The organism is Streptomyces sp. NBC_00376 (assembly GCF_036077095.1).
Classification (GTDB): Bacteria; Actinomycetota; Actinomycetes; order Streptomycetales; family Streptomycetaceae; genus Streptomyces.
Genome location: NZ_CP107960.1, coordinates 3,907,158 through 3,927,455 on the forward strand (window position 1 = coordinate 3,907,158; position 20,298 = coordinate 3,927,455).

Genomic DNA, 20,298 nt, shown 5'->3' on the forward strand with positions numbered 1-20,298 from the left:
TGCACCGACGGTAGCGCCCTGAGAGCCTCTCAGGCCTGCCCGGAGCGACTACCGTGGGACGGATGGGGATGACCACACCACCGCGGACGCTCGCCGAAGCGCTCCGGGCCCGGGACGACGAGTCGTTGGCCGGGCTGCTGAGCGCCCGCCCCGATCTCCTCAACCCGGTGCCCGGCGACATCACCCAGCTCGCGACGAGGGCCGGCACCCGCGCCTCCGTCGTACGCGCGCTGGAGCACCTCGACAAGTTCGCCCTGCAGACCGCCGAGGCGCTCGCGGTGGCCGCCGACCCCGCCCCGTACGGAACTCTGCTCGGCCTGCTCACCGGCGACGGCCGGGACGACGGCGAGCACCGCGGCGACGCGGGGTCGGCGATCACCGACGCGCTGCCCGGCGCCCTGGCCACGCTGCGCGAACAGGCCCTGGTCTGGGGCGAGGACGAGCGGCTGCGGCTGGTGCGCACGGCGCGCGAGATCCTCGCGCCGTCCCCGCAGCACGCCTCCCCCACCGGTCTCGGGCCGACCGTCGCCGAGGCGACCTCCGGCATGTCCCCGGGACGACTCCAGGAGATCCTGGCCTCGGCCGGGCTGCCCGCCACGCACGACCCGGTCTCCGCCGTGACCGCCCTGTCCGCGCTCTTCACCGACCGGGCCAGGATGGGCGAGCTGCTGGACTCCGCCCCGGCCGAGGCCCTGTCCGTGCTGGACCGGCTGGTGTGGGGGCCGCCGTACGGGGAGGTGACCCCGAACCCCACTCCGCCCGTGAAGTGGCTGCGCGACCACGGGCTGCTGCTGCCGGTGTCGACCCGCACCGTGGTGCTGCCCCGCGAGGCCGCCCTGCATCTGCGGGCGGGACGCGCCCACCGCGTGCCGGAGCCGCGGCCACCGGCCGTGGAGGCGGTCGCCAACCGCGATCCACAGGCTGTGGACAGCGCCGCGGCCGGTCAGGCGCTGCTGGCCGTGAACACCGTCGAGGAGCTGCTGAAGAGCTGGAACGGCGGCGGGCCCCCGATACTGCGGGCCGGCGGGCTCAGCGTCCGCGAGCTGAAGAAGGCCGCCACCGCACTGGAGGTCCCCGAGCCGGTCGCGGCGTTCTGGGTCGAACTCGCCTACGCGGCCGGGCTGCTGGCCTCCGACGGGGAGGCCGACGAGCGGTACGCGCCGACGCCCGCGTACGACGACTGGGCCGACCTCCCCGCCCAGGAACGCTGGACGCACCTCGCCACCGCCTGGCTCGCCGCCACCCGCACCCCGGGCCTGGTCGGCGGCCAGGACGCCAAGGGCCGGGCCCTGTCCGCTCTGGGCCCCGAACTCGACCGCTCCGCCGCCCCGGAGGTACGCCACCGGGTCCTCGCCCTCCTCGCCGGCCTGGAACCCGGCACCGCCCCCGACCCGGAGACCGTCCTGGCCCGGCTGCGCTGGGAACGCCCCCTGCGCGGCGAGCGCGCCGCGGCCGGGGACACCACGGATCTGCGGTCCCGGATCGCCCTGTGGACGCTCAACGAGTCCGAGCTCCTCGGCATCACCGGCCGCGGCGCGCTCGCCGCGCACACCCGCGCCCTCCTCGACGCCGGACCGGCCGAGGCCGCCGCGCTGCTCGCGCCGCTCATCCCCGAGCCGCTGGACCACGTGCTGCTCCAGGCCGACCTGACGGCCGTCGCCCCCGGCCCGCTGGAACGCCCCCTGGCCGACATGCTCTCCGCCCTCGCGGACATCGAGTCGAAGGGCGGCGCGACGGTCTACCGCTTCACCCCCGGCTCCGTGCGCCGTGCCCTGGATGCCGGGCAGTCCGCGGCCGACCTGCACGCCTTCCTCGCCGCCCACAGCCGCACACCCGTCCCGCAGCCGCTCAGCTACCTCATCGACGACATCGCCCGCCGCCACGGCCACCTCCGGATCGGTGCCGCCTCCTCGTACGTGCGCTGCGACGACGAGGCCGTGCTGAACGAGATCCTGGCCGACAAGCGCTCGGCCACCCTGCGGCTGCGCCGCCTCGCACCGACCGTCCTGGCCGCCCAGGTCGACCCGGCGTCCCTGCTGGAGGGGCTGCGCGACATGGGGTACGCCCCGGCCGCCGAGTCCGCCGAGGGCGACGTCCTGATCACCCGCGCGGGCGCCCGCCGCACCCCGCCCCGCACCGCACCGGTCCCCGTTCCCGAGGGCCCTCCGGTGCCGGACGCCACCCTGCTCGGTGCGGCGGTCCGGGCGATCCGGGCCGGGGACACGGCCGCCACGGTGGTCCGCAAGGACGCCCCGGAGTCCCCCGACGCCCCCGCGGCCACGTCCGGCGCCCTGCCCCGTACGACCTCCGCCGAGACCCTCGCCACCGTCCAGGCCGCCGCGATGACCGGTTCGGCGCTCTGGATCGGCTACGTGAACGCGGACGGGGCCGCCAGCCAGCGCGTCATCGCCCCGGTCCGGGTCGAGGGCGGCTTCGTCACGGCGTACGACCACACGGCGGACGAGGTCCGCACGTACCCGCTGCACCGCATCACCGGCGTCGCGGAACTGGCGGACGACCAGACGGCGTGAGGCCGGGGCGCGTCCCCGCCCCCGTCCCGTCGCGGCAGTGCGTGCGAATCGGGGGCGGGCCGGCTGTTCGACGGGCAGACTCTGGCGTGTCCACGACGCTGGAGGGGGATGTCATGCGACGCACCGATGCGGCCAGGCAGCTGGGGGGATTCGTCCGTGAGCACCGTACCGACGGGGGAAGAAGGCTGCGGCAGGCCGGAATCCTGCTCGTCGTCGGAGCGGCGGGCATGGCCTTCGGGATACCGGTGACCATCGCGTCGATCGGCACCACCGACGGGGCTCCGCAGCTGGCCGGACTGCTGCTCGGCGTCGGGCTGGTGGGGCTGGGCCTGGGGATCTGGCGGCTGGTCCAGGGCTTCCGTACCCGTGAGCAGAGCTTCGACGTCCACGAGCGGGGGCTGACCCACCGGGTGGCGGGCACCGCCACCCTGATCCCGTGGCAGGACATCGCGTCCGTCGGCGCGCACGGCGACGACGGCCGGCCGCTGGCCGAGGCCCGTGGCATGGGCTTCACCTGCAACATCACGCTGACCGACGGACGCACGATCCGCGTCGACACCTTCACCGAGGACGCCAAACAACTGGCGGTGACCGCCCACCGCGCCGTACACCTGGGCCAGTTCCCCGAAGGACGCGGCCACCGCCGGACGGACTGACTGGCAGACGGGTCCGTACTCGGCACGACCGAGCCCGTACCCGGCACGACCGCGCCCGCATGCGGCACACTGGACGTTTGGCCGCATCCGTGGCCGCACCCCGCAGAAAGGGCCGACGCGCGTGACCGGACCCCTCATCGTCCAGAGCGACAAGACGCTGCTCCTCGAAGTCGACCACGACCAGGCCGACGCCTGCCGTCGTGCCATCGCGCCCTTCGCCGAGCTGGAGCGAGCGCCCGAGCACATCCACACCTACCGGCTGACCCCGCTCGGGCTGTGGAACGCGCGGGCCGCCGGGCACGACGCCGAGCAGGTCGTCGACGCGCTCGTGCAGTACTCGCGCTATCCCGTTCCGCACGCGCTGCTCGTCGACATCGCCGAGACGATGGCCCGGTACGGCCGTCTCACCCTGTCCAAGCACCCGGTCCACGGCCTGGTGCTGACCTCCACCGACCGGCCCGTGCTGGAGGAGATCCTCCGCTCGAAGAAGGTGCAGCCGCTGGTCGGGGCGCGGATCGACCCGGACACCGTGGCGGTGCACCCGTCCGAGCGCGGTCAGATCAAGCAGACACTGCTGAAGCTGGGCTGGCCGGCCGAGGACCTCGCCGGTTACGTGGACGGCGAGGCGCACCCCATCGATCTCGCCGAGGACGGCTGGGCGCTGCGGCCGTACCAGAAGCAGGCCGTCGAGGGGTTCTGGCACGGCGGCTCGGGTGTCGTCGTACTGCCCTGCGGTGCGGGCAAGACGCTGGTCGGGGCCGGAGCGATGGCCCAGGCCAAGGCGACCACGCTGATCCTGGTGACGAACACCGTCTCGGCCCGGCAGTGGAAGCACGAGCTGGTGAAGCGGACCTCGCTGACCGAGGACGAGATCGGCGAGTACAGCGGTACCCGCAAGGAGATCCGGCCGGTCACCATCGCCACGTACCAGGTGCTGACGACCCGTCGCAAGGGCGTCTACCCGCACCTGGAGCTGTTCGACTCCCGCGACTGGGGGCTGGTGATCTATGACGAGGTGCATCTGCTGCCCGCGCCCGTCTTCAAGTTCACCGCCGATCTCCAGGCCCGGCGGCGGCTCGGCCTCACGGCGACGCTGGTGCGTGAGGACGGCCGCGAGTCGGACGTCTTCTCGCTGATCGGGCCCAAGCGGTTCGACGCGCCGTGGAAGGAGATCGAGGCGCAGGGCTACATCGCGCCGGCCGACTGCGTCGAGGTGCGGGTCAATCTGACGGACTCGGAGCGCCTCGCGTACGCGACCGCCGAGGCCGAGGAGAAGTACCGGTTCTGCGCGACGACCGCGACGAAGCGGAAGGTGACGGAGGCGCTGGTGCGCAAGCACCGCGGCGAGCAGACCCTGGTCATCGGGCAGTACATCGACCAGCTCGACGAGCTGGGTGAGCACCTGAACGCCCCGGTGATCAAGGGCGAGACGAGCAACGCCCAGCGCGAGAAGCTCTTCGACGCGTTCCGGGAGGGCGAGCTCAGCGTCCTGGTCGTCTCGAAGGTCGCGAACTTCTCCATCGACCTGCCGGAGGCGACCGTCGCCATCCAGGTGTCGGGGACGTTCGGCTCGCGCCAGGAGGAGGCGCAGCGCCTGGGCCGGGTGCTGCGGCCGAAGGCGGACGGGCACGAGGCGCGGTTCTACTCGGTGGTCGCGCGCGACACGATCGACCAGGACTTCGCGGCGCACCGCCAGCGCTTCCTGGCCGAGCAGGGGTACGCGTACCGGATCGTGGACGCGGACGAGCTGCTGACGGACAGCTGAGGCCGATGGCCGGTCCGCGCACGCGGACCGGCCACGTCCTGACCGGGTCAGCCGCCGAGCGTCAGGAGCAGGGCCAGGCCGCCCACCGCCGTCAACCCCGGCAGCACGGCGATCGCCGCCGCACACCGGCGGGCGGTGGTCCAGCGGGGACGCCACGGCAGCACCCAGGCGATGACCAGGGCGAGGGGCGTGATGAACGGGGCCGCGTACAGCCCGTAGCCCATGAGGCTCAGCGGAACCGTGATGCCCGAGGAGCAGTCGTCCGGGCCGCAGCTGTCGGTGGCCATCGCCGCGAAGCCGATGGCGAACATGCCGAAGCAGGTCAGGTAGAAGGAAAGGACCGTCGCGATCGTGGGGGCGACCCAGGCGTTCGGGCTGTGCGCGGGGACGACGGTACCGGCGGGGCCGACGAGGGTGGGACGCATCACGTGGACGTGGCTGTTCTCCATGCCGCTACCCAACCGCGGGGCAGGCCCGGTCCACCTCCGGTCGGATACTCACACCGGCAAGGTTCCGGGTACTCAGTGCTCGTGGCGGCGGACGCCCGCCTCCTCCGCGTACTCGCCGAGCACGAGCACGCCGAACGCGGCGCGGGCGAAGACCTTGACGGCGCGGACCGCGTCGCCGAGACGGTGGGGGCGGTGGTGACCGGTGGCCGCGGTCGCGCCGTGCGCGGGGCCGGTCCTGCGGCGGTTCAGAAGGACTGTGCTCATGTCTTCCATGGTCCTGCGCCCGGCCGGTACGGGCATCGGCCCGCGGGCTGAATCAGGCGGGGGCGCGGGTGGACCCACGGGCGAACCCGCGGTGGTCCGGGTAGGTCTGCGGTCGCATGCCGTCCCCTACGGGATGGACCCGGCGATGGACCCGGCGGCGGGATCAATGTTCCCGGTGGTAATTCGTTCGCCCTCGGCGGCCTCAGTCTATACAATCGCCGGTCTGCCCGCCTCCCGCACCGTGGTACCGGCAGCGGCCCGCGAGGGCCCGCCGGCAGCCGGGGGAGCGCCGCCGACCGGACGGAAACCGGCCGACAGCCGTACGCGCACCTGCTGCGCGTACCCGTGATCGATCCCCGAGCGGACCGCATCGCCCCGAGCACCGTCCGGGGGCCGGATGCGGTCCGCCGTCCTGCGTTGAACAGCCGGAGGCAACACCGTGCCCGCGCACGAACACGAGAGCGACACCACCAACGACCCGCTGGCTCGCGAACGCGCCCATCTCACCGCGTCCCGCGCCGCGCTGCGCGCCATGCGCGAGGACGCCCAGGCCCTGGACATCCGCGATGTCACCGCGAACTGGGTCAACGCGGCAGTACTTCAGGCCCAGATCGACGAGCGCATCAAGTCGCTCGCCGATCTCGCCCACACCCCGCTCTTCTTCGGGCGCCTGGACTATCTGCACCGGGTCGGTGCCGATCAGGCCGAAGGGGCGGAGGGCGAGCAGTTCTACATCGGGCGCCGCCATGTCCACGATGCCGACGGCGACCCGATGGTCATCGACTGGCGCGCACCCGTCTCGCAGCCGTTCTACCGGGCCTCCAAGAAGGACCCCCAGGACGTGGGGCAGCGCCGCCGGTTCGGCTACACCGGCGGCGAGCTGACCGCGTACGAGGACGAGCACCTCACCGATCCCGCCGAGGCCGAGCAGACGAGCAAGCTCCTCCAGGCGGAGATCGAGCGGCCGCGCGTCGGTCCTATGCGGGACATCGTCGCGACGATCCAGCCGGAACAGGACGAGATCGTCCGCAGCGAGCTCGGCGGAACGGTCTGTGTGCAGGGTGGTCCCGGCACCGGCAAGACGGCCGTGGGCCTGCACCGGGTGGCATATCTGCTGTACGCGCACCGCGAGCGGCTGGCCCGTACCGGCACGCTGGTCATCGGGCCGAACCGGTCCTTCCTCCAGTACATCGAGCAGGTGCTGCCGGCCCTCGGCGAGCTGGCGGTGCAGCAGGCGACCGTCGACGATCTGGTGACGGCCGGCATCGAGGTGCGCGGCACGGACCCGGCGGCCGCCGCCGTCGTCAAGGGCGACGCCCGGATGGCCGAGGTGCTGCGGCGGGCGATCCGTTCGCATGTGACGCCCCCGGTGGAGCCGGTCGTGGTGGTGCGCGGTTCGCGGCGCTGGCGGGTGCCCGCGTACGAGGTCGCGGAGATGGTCGACGAGCTGCTGGCCCGCGACATGCGGTACGGCTCCGCCCACGAAGCGCTTCCGCAGCGCATCGCGCACGCCGTCCTGGTCCGGATGGAGGAGGCGGGCGAGGCCCCGGACGACCGGGTGCAGAACGCGGTGGCCCGCAACCCCGCGGTGAAGGCTGCCGTGAAGGCGATCTGGCCGGCCGTCGACCCGGCGAAGCTGGTGCTGCGGCTGCTGTCCGACGCGGAGTTCCTGGCCGCTCATGCCCAGGGGCTGCTCACCGAGGACGAGCAGAAGGCGATCCTGTGGACGAAGCCTGCCCGGAGCGTGAAGTCGGCGAAGTGGTCGGCGGCGGACGCGGTGCTGATCGACGAGGCGAACGACCTGGTGGCGCGGACGCACTCGCTCGGCCATGTGGTGCTCGACGAGGCGCAGGACTTGTCCCCCATGCAGTACCGGGCGGTGGGCCGCCGCTGCACGACCGGTTCGGCGACGGTCCTCGGCGACCTGGCGCAGGGCACGACGCCGTGGTCGACGGAGAGCTGGGCTCAGGCGCTGCACCATCTCGGCAAGTCGGACGCGGTGGTGGAGGAGCTGACGGCGGGCTTCCGTGTGCCGCGCGAGGTGATCGCGTACGCCTCGCGGCTGCTGCCGGTGATCTCGCCGGGCCTCGCGGCGGTGGAGTCGGTGCGAGAGTCGCCGGGTTCGCTGGAGGTACGGGCGGTGGCCGGTCCGGCGGAGCTGGACGCGGCGGTGCTGGCGGAGTGCGAGGAGTCCCTGAAGCGGGAGGGTTCGATCGGCCTGATCGCGGCCGACGCCCGGATCCCCGCGCTGGCCGCGGCGCTGACCGCGGCGGGCCACGCGTACCTCTCCCCCGGCGAGGAGACGACCGCCGAGTCCCGGCTGACCCTGGTCCCGGCGTCGCTGGCGAAGGGCCTGGAGTACGACTACGTGGTACTGGACGAGCCGGCCGCGGTGGTCGACGGCGAACCGGACGAACGCACGGGCCTGCGCCGGTTGTACGTGGCGCTGACGCGAGCGGTGTCGGGGCTGACGGTGGTGCACGCGGCGGAGTTGCCGGACGAGCTGCGCCCGTAATCCCCTCCGGCGCCAGTGGGGCGGGGGTCCGGGGGCAGAGCCCCTCGCACCCCCGCCCCACCTCCGCTACGCGTCGAGCACCGCTCGCCACTCCCGCACCGCCGCCGCGTCCACCGGCCCCGACCACCCGTGCGGACGCGCCGCACCGCCGATGTGCACCGCGTCGATGCCCGCGGCCAGCAGCTCCGGCAGGTGTTCGAGCCGCAGCCCGCCGCCCACCAGGATCTGCGGCTCGTAACCGGGCTCGCCCTGGCGCGCCGCCTCCACCAGCAGCGTCGGGATGCCGTCGTCGACACCCTTGGGCGAGCCGGCGGTGAGGTACGTGTCCAGGCCGGGCAGGTCCGCCAGCTGCTTGCGCAGGGCGTCCCGGTCGACGGCCCGGTCGATCGCGCGGTGGAAGGTCCAGCGGCAGCCGTCCAGCTCGGCGACGAGCCGTTCGACGGCGACCAGGTCCGGGTGGCCCTCTGCGTCGAGGAAGCCGAGCACGAATTCCTCGGCGCCCGCCGCGCGCAGCTCGCGCGCCTTCGCCACCAGCACCTCGATGTCGCCGGCCGCGAAGCCGTCGGCCACCCTGAGCATCACCCGCAGCGGAATGTCCACCGCCGCCCGGATCTCCGCGAAGGTCGCACAGGACGGGGTCAGGCCGTCCGACGCCATGTCGGTGACCAGCTCAAGCCGGTCCGCACCACCCGCCTGGGCGGCGATCGCGTCCTCGGCATCGAGAGCGATCACCTCCAGGACTGCACGGTTGCTCATGGGCCCCATCCTCCAGGAAGCATCAATAGGTCTAGTCCAATGGCCAGCCTACGGGTCGGTACACCGAGGATGCAGCCTCAATGCCAGCCGAAGATACGTGAGGTCAGCCGCACATCGGGTGATCGAACGATCACGACGCGGATCCGGCGGCACATCCGCCCTTGCGTTTCATAGGGGAGGGGGGTATACCTGAACCAGCAATACATACCCCCCAGGGGTATCAACTCACCGCCAGGGAGGACATCGTGTCCGCGCACACCGCCACAACCGGCACCGGTACCGCCACCGGCACCGCCGCAGAGGTCGAGCTCGCGATCGGCGGCATGACCTGCGCCTCCTGCGCGGCCCGTATCGAGAAGAAGCTCAACCGGATGGACGGCGTCGAGGCCACCGTCAATTACGCCACCGAGAAGGCCAAGGTCAGCTACCGGGGCGAGGACATCTCCGTACAGGACCTGATCGCCACCGTCGAGAAGACCGGCTACACCGCGCACGAGCCCGCTCCCCCGGCGCGCACCGCCGAGGAGGGCGCCGCCGCCGGTGCCGGCGAGGCCGACGAGCTGCGGCCCCTGCGGCAGCGGCTGCTGACGGCCGTCGCGCTCGCCGTGCCGGTGATCGCGATGTCGATGATCCCGGCGCTCCAGTTCGACTACTGGCAGTGGCTCTCGCTGACGCTGACGGCCCCGGTCGTCACGTACGCCGCCTGGCCGTTCCACAAGGCCGCGTTCACCAACGCCCGGCACGGCGCGGCGACGATGGACACGCTGATCTCGGTCGGCACCACGGCCGCGTTCCTCTGGTCGCTGTGGGCGCTGTTCTTCGGCACGGCGGGCATGGTCGGCATGACGCACCCGTTCGAGCTGACCATCGGGCGGAGCGACGGCGCGGGCAACATCTATCTGGAGGCCGCCGCCGGAGTCACCGCCTTCATCCTGGCCGGGCGCTACTTCGAGGCCCGGTCCAAGCGGAAGGCGGGCGCGGCCCTCAAGGCACTGCTCGAACTCGGCGCCAAGGAGGTCACCGTGTTGCGCGATGGCCGCGAGGTGACCGTACCGACCTCCGACCTCCAGGTCGGGGACCGTTTCCTGGTCCGTCCCGGCGAGAAGATCGCCACCGACGGCACCGTCGTCGAGGGTGCCTCGGCCGTGGACGCGTCGATGCTGACCGGCGAGTCCGTGCCCGTGGAGGTCGGCGTCGGCGACTCCGTCACCGGGGCGACGCTCAACGCGGGCGGCCGGCTCGTCGTGGAGGCCACCCGGATCGGCGCCGACACCCAGCTGGCCAGGATGGCGAAGCTCGTCGAGGACGCCCAGAACGGCAAGGCGGCGGCCCAGCGCCTCGCGGACCGGATCTCCGCCGTCTTCGTACCCGTCGTCATAGCCCTGGCGCTCGGCACGCTCGGCTTCTGGCTCGGCAACGGCGGGGGCCTGACCGCCGCGTTCACCGCCGCCGTGGCCGTACTGATCATCGCCTGCCCCTGCGCCCTGGGCCTGGCCACCCCCACCGCCCTCATGGTCGGCACCGGACGCGGCGCCCAGCTCGGCATCCTGATCAAGGGCCCCGAGGTCCTGGAGACCACCCGCCGCGTCGACACGATCGTCCTCGACAAGACCGGCACCGTCACCACCGGCCGCATGACCCTCCTCGGCGTCCACACCGCCGACAACACCACCGAGACCGACGTACTGCGCCTCGCCGGCGCCCTGGAGCACGCCTCCGAACACCCCATCGCCCAGGCCGTCGCCGCCGGAGCCGCCGAACGCACCGGCACCGCCCTCCCCACCCCCGAGGACTTCGCCAACATCGCCGGACTCGGCGTCCAGGGCATCGTCGAGGGCCACGCCGTCCTCGTCGGCCGCGAGCAGCTGCTCGCCGAGTGGGAGATCCACCTCCCCGTGGAGCTGGCCCGGCGCAAGGCCGAGGCGGAGGCCGCGGGCCGGACGGCCATCGCGGTGGCCTGGGACGGCGAGGCGCGGGCAGTGCTCGAAGTCGCCGACGCGGTGAAGGACACCAGCGCGGAGGCCATCGAGCGGCTGCGGGCCCTGGGCCTCACCCCGATCCTGCTGACCGGCGACAACCGGGCGGTGGCCGAGGCGGTCGCGGCCGAGGTCGGGATCGAGGAGGTGTACGCGGAGGTCATGCCGGAGGACAAGGTCGACGTAGTCAAGAAGCTCCAGGCCGAGGGCCGTTCGGTCGCCATGGTCGGTGACGGGGTCAACGACGCGGCCGCCCTCGCCCAGGCCGATCTGGGCCTGGCGATGGGGACCGGAACGGACGCCGCGATCGAGGCCGGCGACCTGACGCTGGTACGCGGCGACCTGCGGGCCGCGGCGGACGCCATCCGGCTGTCGCGCAAGACCCTCGGCACCATCCGTACGAACCTGTTCTGGGCCTTCGCCTACAACGTGGCCGCTCTGCCGCTCGCCGCGGCCGGGCTGCTCAACCCGATGATCGCGGGCGCCGCGATGGCCTTCTCGTCGGTCTTCGTGGTCGGCAACTCGCTGCGGCTGCGGGGATTCAAGGCTGCGGCGTAGGGGCGGGGCCCGGCCCTGCAGGCGGTCGGGCAACCATGGGGTAGGGGACCTCCCGAACACGGGAGGTCCCCTACCCCATCACCACGAACCGCATGCGCACCCCCGGCACTGCCTGTGCCGCCCCCGCCAGCGCGGCCTCCGGCACCACCCCCACCACCGGGTATCCCCCCGTCGTCGGATGGTCGTTGAGGAACACCACCGGCCGCCCGTCCGGCGGTATCTGGACGGCCCCCAGCACCATGCCCTCGCTCGGCAGCTCCCCCTCCCGCGCACGTTCCAGCGCGGGCCCCTCCGTCCGCAGCCCGATGCGGTTGCTGCGCGGCGACACCCTGTACGCGGCGGTGGCGAGAGTCCGCAGCGCGTCGTCCGTGAACCAGGCATGGCGTGGCCCCAGCCGGACCGGCAGGACGAGTTCGGTCGGCGCCCCCGGCCACGGCACGGCGTCCGGCACCGGCGGAACGGGTCCCGCAGGCGTCCCCAGCGGCTCCACGTCCCCGTCCCGCAGCGGCGCCGGTCCCAGCCCGGACAGCAGATCCGCCGAGCGACTGCCGAGCACCGGTTCCGGCGCCAGGCCGCCACGGAACGCCAGATAGCTCCGCAGACCGTCCTCAGCCGGACCGGCGTCCAGCACCGCTCCCGCCGGTACGGGAACGGGGACGCCCCATGCCACCGGTCGCCCGTCCACCGTGACGCGGCACGCGGCACCCCCCACCACGACCACCGTGGAACGTCTGGGCCGTACCCCGCACCCGGTGACCGTGGTCTCCAGTACCGCCGCGTCCTCCGTATTGCCGACCAGCCGGTTGGCGAGGCGGAGGGCCGGTGCGTCCAGTGCGCCGGCCCTCGGCACCCCGAGGTGTGCCCAGCCGACCCGCCCCTCGTCCTGCACGGTGGTCAGCGCCCCGGCCCGGACCACGTCGAGAGCGTCCGCCGTCTCGATCACTCCGCCGCCCCTGCCGCCCCGGCCACCCTTGTCGCCCCCACCGCCACGAACCGCACCCGCACGCCCGGCCTCAGCAACGCCGCCGGTTCCCGTGCCGGGTTCCACAGCTCCTCGGGGTCCGGCATCCGCCCGATGAGCTGCCACCCTCCGGGCGACGCGCGCGGATACACCCCGGCGTACGGCCCCGCAAGACCCACCGCCCCCGCCGGAACCTTCGTGCGCGGAGTCGCCCGCCGCGGCACATGAAGGTGACCTGGCAGACCGGTCAGATAGCCGAAGCCCGGCGCGAACCCACAGAACGCCACCCGGAACTCCGTACCGGCATGAACGCCCGGCACCTCGTCGGCGCCGACGCCCCACACCGTGGCGACCTCGTCGAGATCCGGCCCGTCGTAGACGACAGGGATCTCGACCGCGTCCCCGGCCCCACACCGCATCGGCGGTATCCGCCAGGAAGCGATTTCGCGGGCGAACCGCACCCGGGCCTGACGCGTATGGTCCGCGATGCCGTCGAGCAGCACGCTTCGCGCGCCAGGCACGACCTCCCTCATGACGGGCAGTTCGCCGCGCGCGCGGCGGCGCAACAGCTCGACGTGGAAGGCCTCGGCATGCTCGGCGGAGGACAGCTCGACGAGCAGCGCCTCCCGTCCGACGGGCAGCACCAGCACCTCGGCACCGAATCCGTCTCCGCTCACGCGTCGACGGGGAGAACGCAGTTCCCGAACCCTTCACCGAGGTCCGCGTCGAGATCCATCGAATGGGTTGGACTCGTCAGATCCATCACGGGCGCACACTAGCGATTACCTGATAATCCAACAATGGCTGATCCCGCTCGAACCGGAGCAGGAACGACCGTACGGGGACTGGCCGTTCGGCCGACCGTACAAGCATGTCGCTGAGCCCATCGGCACCGTCCCATCCCGGGCCAGGACCTTTCGCCAGGGTCGTCCCATGACCGACAGCTCGCGTGCGAACGGTGCCCCCCGACGGGGCAGACCGTAACGACGACTCCCTCCGTGAGCGCCGACGGGAGGCGCTCACCCGCGCCCGGGGCGGCGCCCCCGGGCGCGACCCGCTGCCGTGCGCCGCACCCCTCAGGGCCCGTCCGGCCGAGCACGGCCGGACAGGCGCTCGTCGTCGGGCGCCGGGCCCTGCAGCGACACCCGGACGGTGAGTCCCCCCTCGGGGTTGGGGGTCAGCGCCAGGTCCGCGTGGTGGGCGCGGACGATGCTGGCGACGATCGCCAGTCCGAGGCCGTGGCCGCGCCGTGCCGGGTCCGGCCCGGCCAGCCGCCCACCGCCCCTCAGGAACGGTTCGGTGAGCCGGTCGACGGTGCCGGACACCAGCGGTCCGGCGTTGGCGACGGTCAGGAGCGCGCGGCCGGGGCGCGCCGGGTCGGGGCCGGTGGTCAGGGTGAGCGTTCCGTCCGTGGGCAGGTTGTGCCGTACGGCGTTGTGGAGCAGGTTCACGACGAGCTGGCGCAGCAGGACGTCGTTGCCGGTGGCCGGGGCCGGGCGGATGTCGGTGGTCAGGGTGACGCCCCGCGCACCCGCCTCCTCGCGGACGGCGTCGACGGCTCCCCGGGCGGTGTCGGCGAGGTCGAGGCGCTGGGTGGCGGGCGAAGTGTGGTCGAGCGCGGAGAGTTCCAGCAGGGCATCGGTGATCTCGATGCCGCGTCGGTTGGTCTCGCTGAGCCGGGAGACGAGCTGCCGGTAGTCCTGGCCGTCGGGGTCGGCGACGGCCACGTCGAGCATGGTGCGGCTGACGGCGAGCGGGGTGCGCAGCTCGTGCGAGGCGTTGGCGGCGAAACGCTGCTGGGCCTCGAAGGACCGCTGGAGGCGGGCGAGCATGTCGTCGAAGGTGTCGGAGAGTTCGGTGAACTCGTCTCGCGGGCCGGTGAGTCCGATGCGGTGGTCCAGGGAGCCGTCGGCGGCCCGCCCGGCCGCCCGGGTGATCTCCTGGAGTGGGCGCAGGACGCGGCCCGCGATGAGCCACCCGCCGCCGAGCCCGAGCAGCGCCAGGAGCAGCAGGGTGACGCCGGCGGCCGCGAACAGGGCCTGAAGGATGTCCGGCCGGGCGGCGAGGGCCGCGGCCTGCGGGTTCACCGCGGTCAGCGGGTAGTTGGGCAGGAAGCGCATGGCCAGGTAGACCACGATCAGGCTGAGTGCCCCCGAGCCGAGGACGAACAGGGCGTAGGTCAGGGTGAGTTTCATCCGGGCGGTCAGCCGCCGCGGCCGCGCGGTCCGCGCCGCGCCCCGCTCCGTGTCCGCGGCTTCCTGGCCGGGTGCCGTGCGGCGGTTCACCGTACGGTCCCGGTCGGCCCGTCGAGGCGGTAGCCGACGCCCGGCACGGTGTGTATGGCGGAGGGTTCACCGAGCCGTTTACGGAGGGTGGAGATGGTGATGCGGACGGCGTTGGTGAACGGGTCGGCGTTCTCGTCCCAGGCCCGCTCCAGCAGCGTCTCCGCGCTGACGACGCCGCCGCGCGCGGTCATGAGGACCTCCAGGACGGCGAACTGCTTCCGGGTGAGCGCCACGTACCGCCCGTCGCGGAAGACCTCGCGCCGGAACGGGTCCAGCCGGATTCCGGCGCACTCGATGACCGGGGGCGTGCTGTCCTTGGGCCGGCGGGCCAGTGAGCGCAGCCGTGCGACCAGCTCCTTCAGGTCGAAGGGCTTCGTCAGGTAGTCGTCGGCACCGATCTCGAAGCCGGTGACCTTCTGGTCGAGGAGACCCGCCGCGGTCAGCATGAGCACCCGGCAGCCCAGGCGCCGTTCCACGATGGCCCGGCACACGTCGTCGCCGTGCGTCCCGGGGATGTCGCGGTCGAGCACGACGACGTCGTACTCGTTCACCTCCAGACGCTCCAGGGCGGTATCGCCGTCCCCGGCGATGTCGGAGGCGATGGCTTCGAGCCTCAGACCCGCCTGCACCGCCTCGGCGAGATACGGCTCGTCCTCGACAATCAGCACCCGCATACGGCCTCTCCTGCTCTGCTTTTCACCCCGGACCTCTCGCGTGGATCAGGCCGGGCCCATCGAAAACGTAGCGCTCCGGGCCTATCGAAAACGTATGGGGAAATCGAGACGGTCCCACAACACGGCCCGCTCTTCACTCGGTGCATCGGCCCGCGGCACCCGCCGCCCGCCCCGACCGAGATTTCCGGAGGCCACCATGCACGACGACCCGGCAGCGAACCCTTCCGTCACGGCGGCGCGCCGCTTCCCCGTCCGGACGGCGGCAGGGGTGTGCGCGGTCGCGGTGCTGGGGCTCGCGGCGGCATGGGGCATGACGGCCCGGAGCGAACCGGCCGCGCGGGCCGTCGCGACGGCGGACCGGGGGCTGCGCGGCGCGGCAACGGCGCGGGTCGCACCGGAGAGCACCGACGGCGGCGACATCCCGCAGGACCGTCACCTCACGCCCTTCGACACCCGGTACCCGGCCATCGACCGGCTGGACAAGAACCTGCTGAAGGCCGTGCAGAAGGCGGCCCGGGACGCCCGCGGGGACGGCATCGAATTCCGGGTCACCTCGGGGTGGCGCAGCAAGGAACACCAGCAGCGCCTGCTGGACGAGGGCATCCAGAAGTACGGAAGCGCAAAGAAGGCGCGGCAGTTCGTGAACACCCCGGAGAAGTCGACCCACGTGTCCGGGAAGGCCGTCGACATCGGCCCCACCGATGCCGACGACTGGCTCATCCGCAACGGCGCCGACTACGGCCTGTGCCAGGTCTACAACAACGAGATGTGGCATTTCGAGCTGCTGACCAGCCCTGGCGGCCACTGCCCGACGCCACGGACCGACGCCGCCGGCTGACCGGCGCTGCGCCGGCGGCGCGCGTTTCAAGCCCGTGGGCCCTTGCCGCGCCCCTCCCCCCTCCCTGCTTCCGAAGGACATGTCATGGCCGATCTGCGCGAGGACCCCTATCCGGATGTGTACATCGGAGGCGGATTCTCCGACCCCACAGATCTCTCCGGCCCGGCCGGCTGCTCCGACCCCGCCCACCCCCGACCGACCGGACCGCCGGCCGCCGGCCCCGGGCCGACGGCCGATCCCCCGCACGCCCCGGCACGGCAGGAACCGGACCGGCCACCGCGCGAACCGGACCGGCCGGGGCGGCTCCTGCGCCGGTGCGGCCCGGTGCTCCGTACGGGCTGGACCACGAGCGCCGTCGCGGCGGGGGCGGCGCTCCTGATGGTCGGCCACCCGCTCGTGCCCAACCGGCCGGGCAACATCGGCAGCCTGCTCGAAACCCTGCTGCCCTGGACCGGCCTGGTCGTACCGGCGCTGCTCCTGACCGCCCTGCTCCGCAGGTCGGTACCGGCCGTCATCGCCGCCCTTCTCTTGGGGGCCGTGTGGATCGGCGTGTTCGGACCCCTGTTCCTCGGCGGAGAGAGCGACACGAAGCCGAACCTGACCGTGGTCACCCACAACGTCGGCGCCACCAACCCCGACCCCACCGCGACCGCCCGTACGCTGCTGGCCGCCGACCCCGACCTGGTCGCCCTGGAAGAGATCACCGACGACGCCCTGCCTGCCTACCGCGAGGTACTGGACCGCCGGCTCCCCCACTCCGTGCACATCGGCACCGTCGCCCTGTGGAGCCGCTACCCCCTCGCCGAATCCCGCCGCGTCACCATCGACCCCGGCTGGAGCCGCTCCCTGCGCGCCCGGGTCCAGGCGCCGGACGGCCCGCTCGCCGTCTACGTGGTCCACCTGCCCTCGGTACGCGTCGGCGCCGCCGGCTTCACGATCGGGCGGCGCGACGCGGCCCTCACCGCCCTCGACCGCATGCTCGACCACGAGCGGCAGAAGAAGGTCCTCCTGCTGGGCGACCTCAACGGCGCCACCACCGACCGCCGCCTCGCCCCGTTGATGTCCCGGCTGACCTCGGTCGAGGACGAGGCGGGCAGCGGCTTCGGCTTCAGCTGGCCCGCGGCCTTCCCGATCGCCCGGGTCGACCACATCCTCGTCCGGGATGTCACCCCCACCGACGCCTGGACCCTCCCCGCCACCGGCAGCGACCACCGTCCCGTCGCCGCCGCGCTCAGGACGTAGCGCGGGGCGAGCCCTTAGGGTCGGTCCCATGACCGACAGCTCGCGTGCGAACGGTGCCCTCGGCGCGGGGCACGACGACTCCCTCCGCGAGCGCTGGCGGACGGCGCTCGTCGGTGCGCGGGCCGGCGCCCCCGGCCCCGACCCGCTGCCGTACGCCGACAACCTCCTGGCGCGCTGGGCCGAGCCGCAGCGCCGATACCACACCACCGCGCACCTGGTCGCGGTGCTCGATCACGTCGACACGCTCGCCGGGTACGCGGCCGACCCGGACGCGGTGCGCCTCGCCGCCTGGTTCCACGACGCGGTGTACCGGCCCGACCGGTCCGAGAACGAGGAGCGCAGCGCCGCGCTGGCCGAGCGCGCCCTCGCGGAGGCCGGTGTGCCGGACGGGGTCACGGCTGAGGTGGCCCGGCTCGTACGGCTCACCGTCACCCACGACCCGGCGGACGGCGACAGCGACGGCGAGGTGCTCTGCGACGCGGATCTGGCCATTCTCGCGGCGCCCCCGGGCCAGTACGCGGCTTACGCGGCGCAGGTGCGCGAGGAGTACGGCTTCGTGCCCGACGACGCGTTCCAGGAGGGGCGGGCGACGGTACTGCGCCAGCTGCTCGGGCTGCCGCGGCTGTTCCGTACGCCGTACGGGGCGGAGCACTGGGAGCCGCGGGCCCGGCAGAACCTGATGACCGAACTGGAGCTGCTCAGCCACTGACCCGCGGCGGCCGGGGAATGCCGGGGACGTGGCCGCTGTTGGCAGCTGTCATGCCCGACTCTGCCGCTCGCCGCTCCCGCATGCCCCTGGCCGTGTACATCCTGGGTCTCTCGGTCTTCGCCCTGGGAACCAGCGAATTCATGCTCTCCGGGCTGCTGCCGCCCATCGCCGACGACATGAACGTGTCGATACCCCGTGCCGGACTCCTCATATCCGCCTTCGCGATCGGCATGGTGATCGGCGCCCCGCTGCTCGCCGTGGCCACGCTCCGGCTGCCGCGCCGCACCACGCTGATCGCCCTGATCTCCGTCTTCGGCCTCGGTCAGGTCGCGGGCGCGCTGGCCCCGACGTACGAGGTGCTCTTCGCGTCGCGGGTGGTGAGCGCGTTCGCCTGTGCCGGGTTCTGGGCGGTGGGGGCGGCCGTCGCCATCGCGATGGTGCCGGTGAACTCGCGGGCCCGTGCGATGGCCGTGATGATCGGCGGTCTTTCGATCGCCAATGTGCTGGGCGTGCCGCTGGGCGCGTTCCTCGGTGAGAACTTCGGCTGGCGGTCGGCGTTCTGGGCCGTGGGCGCGGCGTCCGCCGTGGCGCTGGTCGGGGTGACGACGCTGATCCCGCGCATCCCGCTGCCGGAGCAGAAGCCCCGGCTGAAGCAGGAGATGAGCATCTACCGGGACCGCCAGGTGTGGCTGTCGATCGTGATCACGGCGCTCGCCGCGGGCGGGGTGTTCTGCGCGTTCAGCTATCTGGCGCCGCTGCTGACGGATGTCGCCGGGCTGGACTCGGGCTGGGTGCCGACGGTGCTGGCGCTGTTCGGGATCGGGGCGCTGGTCGGTACGACGATCGGCGGCCGGGTCGCGGACGCGCATCTCTTCGGGGTGCTGATGAGCGGTATCGCGGCCTCGACGGTCTTCCTGGCCGCGCTGGCCCTGTTCGCGTCGAACCAGGTCGCGGCGGTCGGGCTCTCGTTCCTGCTGGGCCTGTCGGCGTTCTACACGGCCCCGGCGCTGAACGCCCGGATGTTCAACGTGGCGGGCGCCGCCCCGACGCTGGCCGGTGCGACGACCACGGCCGCGTTCAACCTGGGCAACACCGGCGGCCCCTGGCTGGGCGGCACGGTGATCGACGCGGACTTCGGTTTCGCGGCGACCGCCTGGGCCGGGGCGGCGATGACGGTACTGGCGCTGGTGGCCGTGGTGTTCTCGCTGCGGCTGCAGCGCAGCCGCGCCTCGTCGTCCCGGCTGGTGGCGGGCGCCCCGGCCGCCGCGCCGCAGGACGCTGCTCAGGACGCGGCTCAGGAGTGCGCGCCGTCGACGACCGCCTGAGCGGTCTCAGCCCTGCGCGGGACGCCCCTGCGCGAGGCTTTCCGGCACGGGAAGCCCCGGTGCGGGCCGCCCCTTGGGCCGCCGCAGCCCTGCCTGCGTGATCCGGCGGACGAGCTCCTTCGAGCCGATCTGCCGGGCCCCGGCCCGCACCGCGTCCTCGTACCGCGTCTCCGGTACGTCGTAGTGGTCCCGCTCGAACGCGCGCGGAGGGCAGCCGATGGACGCCGCGAAGGCGTGCAGCTCCTCGAACGAGACATCGCTGACCAGGTGCGACCAGAGCCGCCCGTGCCCCGGCCACTCGGGCGGGTCGATGTAGACGGTCACCGCCGCAGTATCCCGCTCAGCGAACCGACCGGCGCCACGGCCACCGCGGCCTTGGTGCACACCCAGTGCGGGTCCGGGCCCAGTTCGGGTTCGACGTCGAGGGCGTGCGGGTCGCCCGCGTCACAGACCGGGCAGAGCGGCCACCGGCCGTACCGTTCGAGCAGCGCGTCCTGCACGTCCTGGGCGACGAGGCCCACCACGAACGCGGCACCGTCGGGCCACTGCTCGACCCACCAGCGGCGGTGCGTCACCGCGTCCTCGACCAGCGAGACGATCCCGGCCTCGGCGACGTCACCTGCGGCGATATCGGCCATGACCAGCGCACGGGCCGTATGCAGCGCCTGTTCCAAGGGGTTCATCTCCATGGGCCCATTGTCGCCTGCCCGCGAATTCGCCTCGCCCGCCCGCCATCACCGTTTCCGCGCTGTCGGAAGGAGTGGCCGCGGACCGGTGAAGACGGGACGAAGGGG

The 20,298-nt window shown here is 73.1% G+C and carries 18 protein-coding genes; 9 read left to right on the forward strand and 9 right to left on the reverse strand.

Going from position 1 to position 20,298, the window contains the following annotated elements:
- Positions 1–62: 62 nt before the first annotated feature.
- The 3 genes from OG842_RS17560 to OG842_RS17570 all read left to right on the forward strand — a co-directional run bounded on the left by OG842_RS17560 (position 63) and on the right by OG842_RS17570 (position 4,952).
- The gene (locus OG842_RS17560; protein ID WP_266730736.1) at positions 63–2,531 is read left to right on the forward strand and encodes a helicase C-terminal domain-containing protein; all 2,469 of its coding nucleotides are present in this window, start codon (positions 63–65) and stop codon (positions 2,529–2,531) included.
- A gap of 113 nt (positions 2,532–2,644) precedes the next feature.
- Positions 2,645–3,187 (forward strand): hypothetical protein, encoded by a 543-nt coding sequence (locus tag OG842_RS17565; protein WP_266730737.1) that lies wholly within the window; start codon positions 2,645–2,647, stop codon positions 3,185–3,187.
- Positions 3,188–3,308: 121 nt separating this feature from the next.
- Positions 3,309–4,952 (forward strand): DNA repair helicase XPB, encoded by a 1,644-nt coding sequence (locus OG842_RS17570; protein ID WP_266730739.1) that lies wholly within the window; start codon positions 3,309–3,311, stop codon positions 4,950–4,952.
- A gap of 47 nt (positions 4,953–4,999) precedes the next feature.
- Here the strand turns inward: OG842_RS17570 and OG842_RS17575 are convergent, their stop codons facing one another.
- Both OG842_RS17575 and OG842_RS17580 read right to left on the reverse strand, forming a co-directional pair.
- The gene (locus OG842_RS17575) at positions 5,000–5,401 is read right to left on the reverse strand and encodes a hypothetical protein (protein ID WP_266730740.1); all 402 of its coding nucleotides are present in this window, start codon (positions 5,399–5,401) and stop codon (positions 5,000–5,002) included.
- A gap of 72 nt (positions 5,402–5,473) precedes the next feature.
- The gene (locus tag OG842_RS17580) at positions 5,474–5,665 is read right to left on the reverse strand and encodes a hypothetical protein (RefSeq protein WP_266730742.1); all 192 of its coding nucleotides are present in this window, start codon (positions 5,663–5,665) and stop codon (positions 5,474–5,476) included.
- A gap of 439 nt (positions 5,666–6,104) precedes the next feature.
- Between OG842_RS17580 and OG842_RS17585 the strand changes: the two genes are divergently transcribed.
- On the forward strand, positions 6,105–8,180 hold the full coding sequence (locus tag OG842_RS17585; RefSeq protein ID WP_266730744.1) for a HelD family protein: 2,076 nt from the start codon (positions 6,105–6,107) through the stop codon (positions 8,178–8,180).
- 66 nt (positions 8,181–8,246) lie between these two features.
- Here OG842_RS17585 and OG842_RS17590 read toward each other — a convergent pair whose 3' ends face one another.
- The gene (locus OG842_RS17590; RefSeq protein ID WP_266730746.1) at positions 8,247–8,936 is read right to left on the reverse strand and encodes a copper homeostasis protein CutC; all 690 of its coding nucleotides are present in this window, start codon (positions 8,934–8,936) and stop codon (positions 8,247–8,249) included.
- 245 nt (positions 8,937–9,181) lie between these two features.
- On the opposite strand from OG842_RS17590, the gene OG842_RS17595 reads away from it, so the two are divergent.
- Positions 9,182–11,470 carry a heavy metal translocating P-type ATPase gene (locus tag OG842_RS17595; RefSeq protein WP_266730747.1) on the forward strand — a complete coding sequence of 763 codons (2,289 nt, stop codon included), beginning with the start codon at positions 9,182–9,184 and terminating at the stop codon, positions 11,468–11,470.
- Positions 11,471–11,540: 70 nt separating this feature from the next.
- Here the strand turns inward: OG842_RS17595 and OG842_RS17600 are convergent, their stop codons facing one another.
- From OG842_RS17600 to OG842_RS17615, 4 genes are all read right to left on the reverse strand, one after another.
- Positions 11,541–12,413 carry a biotin-dependent carboxyltransferase family protein gene (locus tag OG842_RS17600; RefSeq protein WP_266730749.1) on the reverse strand — a complete coding sequence of 291 codons (873 nt, stop codon included), beginning with the start codon at positions 12,411–12,413 and terminating at the stop codon, positions 11,541–11,543.
- Positions 12,410–13,108 carry a 5-oxoprolinase subunit B family protein gene (locus OG842_RS17605; RefSeq protein ID WP_266730750.1) on the reverse strand — a complete coding sequence of 233 codons (699 nt, stop codon included), beginning with the start codon at positions 13,106–13,108 and terminating at the stop codon, positions 12,410–12,412. The genes OG842_RS17600 and OG842_RS17605 overlap by 4 nt, the downstream gene beginning before the upstream one ends.
- Positions 13,109–13,507: 399 nt before the next feature.
- Positions 13,508–14,716, reverse strand: a complete 1,209-nt coding sequence (locus OG842_RS17610; protein ID WP_266730751.1) for a sensor histidine kinase — start codon at positions 14,714–14,716, stop codon at positions 13,508–13,510.
- Positions 14,713–15,390 carry a response regulator transcription factor gene (locus OG842_RS17615; protein WP_328512321.1) on the reverse strand — a complete coding sequence of 226 codons (678 nt, stop codon included), beginning with the start codon at positions 15,388–15,390 and terminating at the stop codon, positions 14,713–14,715. Before OG842_RS17615 ends, OG842_RS17610 begins: the two co-directional genes overlap by 4 nt.
- 196 nt (positions 15,391–15,586) lie before the next feature.
- On the opposite strand from OG842_RS17615, the gene OG842_RS17620 reads away from it, so the two are divergent.
- From OG842_RS17620 to OG842_RS17635, 4 genes are all read left to right on the forward strand, one after another.
- Positions 15,587–16,228 (forward strand): M15 family metallopeptidase, encoded by a 642-nt coding sequence (locus OG842_RS17620; protein ID WP_328512322.1) that lies wholly within the window; start codon positions 15,587–15,589, stop codon positions 16,226–16,228.
- Positions 16,229–16,312: 84 nt separating this feature from the next.
- A complete protein-coding gene (locus tag OG842_RS17625; RefSeq protein ID WP_328512323.1) occupies positions 16,313–17,470 on the forward strand; it encodes an endonuclease/exonuclease/phosphatase family protein in 1,158 nt (385 codons plus the stop codon).
- A 28-nt stretch (positions 17,471–17,498) separates the two neighbouring features.
- A complete protein-coding gene (locus OG842_RS17630) occupies positions 17,499–18,179 on the forward strand; it encodes an HD domain-containing protein (protein WP_266730756.1) in 681 nt (226 codons plus the stop codon).
- 80 nt (positions 18,180–18,259) lie between these two features.
- Positions 18,260–19,504, forward strand: a complete 1,245-nt coding sequence (locus OG842_RS17635; RefSeq protein WP_328512666.1) for a Cmx/CmrA family chloramphenicol efflux MFS transporter — start codon at positions 18,260–18,262, stop codon at positions 19,502–19,504.
- Positions 19,505–19,510: 6 nt separating this feature from the next.
- On the opposite strand, the gene OG842_RS17640 is transcribed toward OG842_RS17635, so the two are convergent.
- The gene (locus tag OG842_RS17640; RefSeq protein WP_328512324.1) at positions 19,511–19,828 is read right to left on the reverse strand and encodes a DUF4031 domain-containing protein; all 318 of its coding nucleotides are present in this window, start codon (positions 19,826–19,828) and stop codon (positions 19,511–19,513) included.
- A complete protein-coding gene (locus tag OG842_RS17645) occupies positions 19,825–20,193 on the reverse strand; it encodes a hypothetical protein (protein WP_266730760.1) in 369 nt (122 codons plus the stop codon). Before OG842_RS17645 ends, OG842_RS17640 begins: the two co-directional genes overlap by 4 nt.
- Between the last annotated feature and the right edge of the window lie 105 nt (positions 20,194–20,298).

Bases quoted from the DNA above. Each gene is read 5' to 3' on its own strand.
- OG842_RS17635 (WP_328512666.1), top strand. From the start codon at position 18,260: ATGCCCCTGGCCGTGTACATCCTGGGTCTCTCGGTCTTCGCCCTGGGA.
- OG842_RS17590 (WP_266730746.1), bottom strand. From the start codon at position 8,936: ATGAGCAACCGTGCAGTCCTGGAGGTGATCGCTCTCGATGCCGAGGAC.
- OG842_RS17565 (WP_266730737.1), top strand. From the start codon at position 2,645: ATGCGACGCACCGATGCGGCCAGGCAGCTGGGGGGATTCGTCCGTGAG.
- OG842_RS17615 (WP_328512321.1), bottom strand. From the start codon at position 15,390: ATGCGGGTGCTGATTGTCGAGGACGAGCCGTATCTCGCCGAGGCGGTG.
- OG842_RS17575 (WP_266730740.1), bottom strand. From the start codon at position 5,401: ATGGAGAACAGCCACGTCCACGTGATGCGTCCCACCCTCGTCGGCCCC.
- OG842_RS17580 (WP_266730742.1), bottom strand. From the start codon at position 5,665: ATGAGCACAGTCCTTCTGAACCGCCGCAGGACCGGCCCCGCGCACGGC.
- OG842_RS17625 (WP_328512323.1), top strand. From the start codon at position 16,313: ATGGCCGATCTGCGCGAGGACCCCTATCCGGATGTGTACATCGGAGGC.
- OG842_RS17630 (WP_266730756.1), top strand. From the start codon at position 17,499: ATGACCGACAGCTCGCGTGCGAACGGTGCCCTCGGCGCGGGGCACGAC.
- OG842_RS17645 (WP_266730760.1), bottom strand. From the start codon at position 20,193: ATGGAGATGAACCCCTTGGAACAGGCGCTGCATACGGCCCGTGCGCTG.
- OG842_RS17560 (WP_266730736.1), top strand. From the start codon at position 63: ATGGGGATGACCACACCACCGCGGACGCTCGCCGAAGCGCTCCGGGCC.
- OG842_RS17620 (WP_328512322.1), top strand. From the start codon at position 15,587: ATGCACGACGACCCGGCAGCGAACCCTTCCGTCACGGCGGCGCGCCGC.